We start from the raw sequence: 5,694 nt of genomic DNA on the forward strand, positions 1-5,694 counted from the left end.
ACGGGATGCGCGTGATGTTTGAGAACTCAACAGTGTGTTGGATAGTCGACGAATTAGTTTGATGCCCTGTCGACCTTTTGGGGTTGATGGTTATCGACATTCAATGATTCTGACAATGTGTCAGGGTTTGTTTGTTTGTCAGGGTTCTCTTTTTCCATGGCTTGTGTGCTCTCTTCATTGGGGGTGTGTGGGTTGTGGTGTTGTTTTTCAACGGAGAGTTTGATCCTGGCTCAGGACGAACGCTGGCGGCGTGCTTAACACATGCAAGTCGAGCGGAAAGGCCCTTCGGGGTACTCGAGCGGCGAACGGGTGAGTAACACGTGAGTAATCTGCCCTCCACTCTGGGATAACTGCCGGAAACGGTGGCTAATACCGGATATGACTGGCTCCTGCATGGGGGTTGGTGGAAAGTTTTTTCGGTGGGGGATGTGCTCGCGGCCTATCAGCTTGTTGGTGGGGTAATGGCCTACCAAGGCTTCGACGGGTAGCCGGCCTGAGAGGGTGACCGGCCACACTGGGACTGAGACACGGCCCAGACTCCTACGGGAGGCAGCAGTGGGGAATATTGGACAATGGGCGGAAGCCTGATCCAGCAACGCCGCGTGAGGGATGACGGCCTTCGGGTTGTAAACCTCTTTCAGTACCGACGAAGCGCAAGTGACGGTAGGTACAGAAGAAGCACCGGCCAACTACGTGCCAGCAGCCGCGGTAATACGTAGGGTGCGAGCGTTGTCCGGAATTATTGGGCGTAAAGGGCTCGTAGGCGGTTTGTCGCGTCGGGAGTGAAAACACCGGGCTTAACTCGGTGCTTGCTTCCGATACGGGCAGACTAGAGGCATTCAGGGGAGAACGGAATTCCTGGTGTAGCGGTGAAATGCGCAGATATCAGGAGGAACACCGGTGGCGAAGGCGGTTCTCTGGGAATGTCCTGACGCTGAGGAGCGAAAGTGTGGGGAGCGAACAGGATTAGATACCCTGGTAGTCCACACCGTAAACGTTGGGCGCTAGGTGTGGGGCCTATTCCATGGGTTCCGTGCCGTAGCTAACGCATTAAGCGCCCCGCCTGGGGAGTACGGCCGCAAGGCTAAAACTCAAAGGAATTGACGGGGGCCCGCACAAGCGGCGGAGCATGCGGATTAATTCGATGCAACGCGAAGAACCTTACCTGGGTTTGACATACACCGGAACACTGCAGAGATGTGGTGGCCTTTTGGCTGGTGTACAGGTGGTGCATGGCTGTCGTCAGCTCGTGTCGTGAGATGTTGGGTTAAGTCCCGCAACGAGCGCAACCCTTGTCCTATGTTGCCAGCGGGTCATGCCGGGGACTCATAGGAGACTGCCGGGGTCAACTCGGAGGAAGGTGGGGATGACGTCAAGTCATCATGCCCCTTATGTCCAGGGCTTCACGCATGCTACAATGGCCGGTACAAAGGGCTGCGATCCCGTGAGGGGGAGCGAATCCCAAAAAGCCGGTCTCAGTTCGGATTGGGGTCTGCAACTCGACCCCATGAAGTCGGAGTCGCTAGTAATCGCAGATCAGCAACGCTGCGGTGAATACGTTCCCGGGCCTTGTACACACCGCCCGTCACGTCACGAAAGTCGGCAACACCCGAAGCCGGTGGCCTAACCTCTTGTAGGGGGGAGCCGTCGAAGGTGGGGCTGGCGATTGGGACGAAGTCGTAACAAGGTAGCCGTACCGGAAGGTGCGGCTGGATCACCTCCTTTCTAAGGAGCATGCATCCGTGATCATCAGCGAGTGTCTGGTGACGTGTGGTGATGTTCGAAAGTGGAATCGTCGATGAGAGCAGCTGGTCTGCTTGTCCGTGGTGTCTAGTACGGCTCTGCTGTCTGCCTTTCGGGGTGGATGAGTGGGGTGTGGAACGGGTCGTGGATGGGTGGGGTGGTTGTGTCCAGCACGCTGTTGGGTGTCTGAGATATCAGGCGCTGTGTCCTGCCGGGTGACTGGTGGGGTGCGAGTGTGTGGGTGTCTTGGTGCCTCCTTCGGAGCTCTGCCGGCTGTGTGCGCGGTGGGGTGGTGTTGGTGGGTGTGTTGTTTGTGAAGTGGATAGTGGACGCGAGCATCTGATGACCGCGCACGGTGACTGGCCGGTCCTTGCCCTTGTGGGTGGGGGTTGGTGGTTGGTGTGGGTGGTCGTCAATGTACTTGTAATTGTTTTGGTTTCTTTCGTGGTTTTTGTTGAGTGTTTGTGCGACAAGCTATGAAGGGCACATGGTGGATGCCTTGGCATCAAGAGCCGATGAAGGACGTTGGAGCCTGCGATAAGCCCTGGGGAGTTGGCAACCGAGCGTTGATCCGGGGATGTCCGAATGGGGGAACCCAGCTGGAGTCATGTCCAGTTACCCGCGCCTGAATATATAGGGCGTGTGGGGGGAACGCGGGGAAGTGAAACATCTCAGTACCCGTAGGAAGAGAAAACAACAGTGATTCCGTGAGTAGTGGCGAGCGAAAGCGGAACAGGCTAAACCATGCGCGTGTGATACCCGGCAGGGGTTGCGCGTGTGGGGTTGTGGGAGCGCGTGGGTCCATCTGCCGGTGGGCCGCACAGTGAGAAAGTCCAGGTGAAGTCGAACCCGCTGGAAAGTGGGGCCGTAGAGGGTGATAGCCCCGTAGGTGTAAGTCTGGGCCTGTGACGCTGCTTCCCAAGTAACACGGAACCCCTGAAATTCCGTGTGAATCTGGCGGGACCACCCGTTAAGCCTAAATACTCCTTGATGACCGATAGCGGACCAGTACCGTGAGGGAAAGGTGAAAAGTACCCCTGGCGGGGAGTGAAATAGTACCTGAAACCGTGTGCCTACAATCCGTCGGAGCCTGCAAGGGTGACGGCGTGCCTTTTGAAGAATGAGCCTGCGAGTTTGCGGTGTGTTGCGAGGTTAACCCGTGTGGGGTAGCCGTAGCGAAAGCGAGTCTGAATAGGGCGCTTTAGTAGCACGCTCAAGACCCGAAGCGAAGTGATCTATCCATGGGCAGGTTGAAGCGCGGGTAAGACCGCGTGGAGGACCGAACCCACTTAGGTTGAAAACTGAGGGGATGACCTGTGGATAGGGGTGAAAGGCCAATCAAACTTCGTGATAGCTGGTTCTCCCCGAAATGCATTTAGGTGCAGCGTTGTGTGTTTCTTGCCGGAGGTAGAGCACTGGATAGCCGATGGGCCCCACAAGGTTACTGACGTTAGCCAAACTCCGAATGCCGGTAAGTGAGAGCGCAGCAGTGAGACTGCGGGGGATAAGCTCCGTAGTCGAGAGGGAAACAGCCCAGACCATCAGCTAAGGCCCCTAAGCGGTGACTAAGTGGAAAAGGATGTGGAGTCGCAGTGACAACCAGGAGGTTGGCTTGGAAGCAGCCACCCTTGAAAGAGTGCGTAATAGCTCACTGGTCAAGTGATTCCGCGCCGACAATGTAGCGGGGCTCAAGTCATCCGCCGAAGCTATGGCATTCACACATATAGCCTTAACGGGTGTGTGGATGGGTAGGGGAGCGTCGTGTCGCGGGTGAAGCTGCGGAGTGATCCAGTGGTGGATGCGACACGAGTGAGAATGCAGGCATGAGTAGCGAATCATATGTGAGAAACATATGCGCCGAATGATCAAGGGTTCCAGGGTCAAGCTAATCTGCCCTGGGTAAGTCGGGACCTAAGGCGAGGCCGACAGGCGTAGTCGATGGACAACGGGTTGATATTCCCGTACCGGCGAAGTAGCGCCCATGACGAACCTGGTGATGCTAACCATCTGAAACCCCATGATCGGACCCTTCGGGGCGAGACGTGTGGGCGTAGCGTGGGACCCGAGCCGGTAGTAGTCAAGCGATGGGGTGACGCAGGAAGGTAGTCCAACCGTGCCGATGGTTGTGCACGGCCAAGCATGTAGGGCGTCTTCTAGGCAAATCCGGAAGGCTGACTTTGATGTCGAGCTTGAGATGTGATGGGGACCCCGGTTGGGGATAGTGGATGATCCTATGCTGTCGAGAAAAACCTCTAGCGAGCTATGAGCCGCCCGTACCCCAAACCGACTCAGGTGATCAGGTAGAGAATACCGAGGCGATCGAGTGAACCATGGTTAAGGAACTCGGCAAAATGCCCCCGTAACTTCGGGAGAAGGGGGGCCGGATCCGTGAACCACCTAGCGTGGGGAAGCGGTGATGGCCGCAGAGACCAGGCCCAAGCGACTGTTTACTAAAAACACAGGTCCGTGCGAAGTTGTAAGACGATGTATACGGACTGACTCCTGCCCGGTGCTGGAAGGTTAAGAGGACCTGTTAGGCGCAAGCCGAAGCGGAGAATTTAAGCCCCAGTAAACGGCGGTGGTAACTATAACCATCCTAAGGTAGCGAAATTCCTTGTCGGGTAAGTTCCGACCTGCACGAATGGAGTAACGACTTGGGCGCTGTCTCAACCGTGGACTCGGCGAAATTGCAGTACGAGTAAAGATGCTCGTTACGCGCGGCAGGACGGAAAGACCCCGGGACCTTTACTATAGTTTGGTATTGGTGTTTGGTTCGGCTTGTGTAGGATAGGTGGGAGACTGTGAAGCATTCACGCCAGTGGGTGTGGAGTCAACGTTGAAATACCACTCTGGTCGTACTAGATGTCTAACCTAGGTCCATGATCTGGATCAGGGACAGTGCCTGATGGGTAGTTTAACTGGGGCGGTTGCCTCCTAAAATGTAACGGAGGCGCTCAAAGGTTCCCTCAGCCTGGTTGGCAATCAGGTGGCGAGTGTAAGTGCACAAGGGAGCTTGACTGTGAGACAGACATGTCGAGCAGGGACGAAAGTCGGAACTAGTGATCCGGCCACGGCATGTGGAAGCGTGGTCGCTCAACGGATAAAAGGTACCCCGGGGATAACAGGCTGATCTTCCCCAAGAGTCCATATCGACGGGATGGTTTGGCACCTCGATGTCGGCTCGTCGCATCCTGGGGCTGGAGTAGGTCCCAAGGGTTGGGCTGTTCGCCCATTAAAGCGGCACGCGAGCTGGGTTTAGAACGTCGTGAGACAGTTCGGTCCCTATCCGCCGCGCGCGTAGGAAACTTGAGAAAGGCTGTCCCTAGTACGAGAGGACCGGGATGGACGAACCTCTGGTGTGCCAGTTGTCCCGCCAGGGGCACGGCTGGTTAGCTACGTTCGGAAGTGATAACCGCTGAACGCATCTAAGCGGGAAGCACGTTTCAAGATGAGGTTTCCCACCCGTATGGGGTAAGGCCCCCAGTAGACGACTGGGTTGATAGGCCGGAGGTGTACAGCAGTGATGCCCAGCCGACCGGTACTAATAGGCCGAGGGCTTGTCTCACAAGCGCTCTACTGAACCCATGAAGGTGACCATGAATGGTTGCAGTACATGCTGCTCGCGTCCACGAACACACACGAGAACCACCACACGCACGCACCCTGGATGACCCGGGGGGCTGGGTGTGTGTGGGGGATATGTGAATACAGGGTCTCAACACCCCACCACCACCTGGTGAACCAGTATCGGGTTATGGGTTCGGTGGGATGAATGTTGAATAGAGTTACGGCGGCCATGGCGAAAGGGAAACACCCGGTCCCATCCCGAACCCGGAAGTTAAGCCTTTCAGCGCCGATGGTACTGCAATCGCGAGGTTGTGGGAGAGTAGGACGCCGCCGGACAATCATTTGAATGGTTCAGGGGCCACCCACAGGGTGGCCCCTGAACCT

Annotated in this window: 3 rRNA genes; all 3 read left to right on the plus strand. The window is 56.6% G+C overall.

What is annotated here, in order from left to right:
• Positions 1-207: 207 nt before the first annotated feature.
• Positions 208-1,725, plus strand: a 16S ribosomal RNA gene (locus K8Z61_RS18675).
• 485 nt (positions 1,726-2,210) lie between these two features.
• Positions 2,211-5,308, plus strand: a 23S ribosomal RNA gene (locus tag K8Z61_RS18680).
• A gap of 221 nt (positions 5,309-5,529) precedes the next feature.
• A 5S ribosomal RNA gene (gene rrf / locus K8Z61_RS18685) occupies positions 5,530-5,646 on the plus strand.
• Together the 16S, 23S and 5S rRNA genes form the textbook arrangement of a ribosomal RNA operon.
• Positions 5,647-5,694: the final 48 nt, after the last annotated feature.

Source organism: Nocardioides sp. TRM66260-LWL, assembly GCF_020075545.1.
Lineage (GTDB): Bacteria > Actinomycetota > Actinomycetes > Propionibacteriales > Nocardioidaceae > Nocardioides.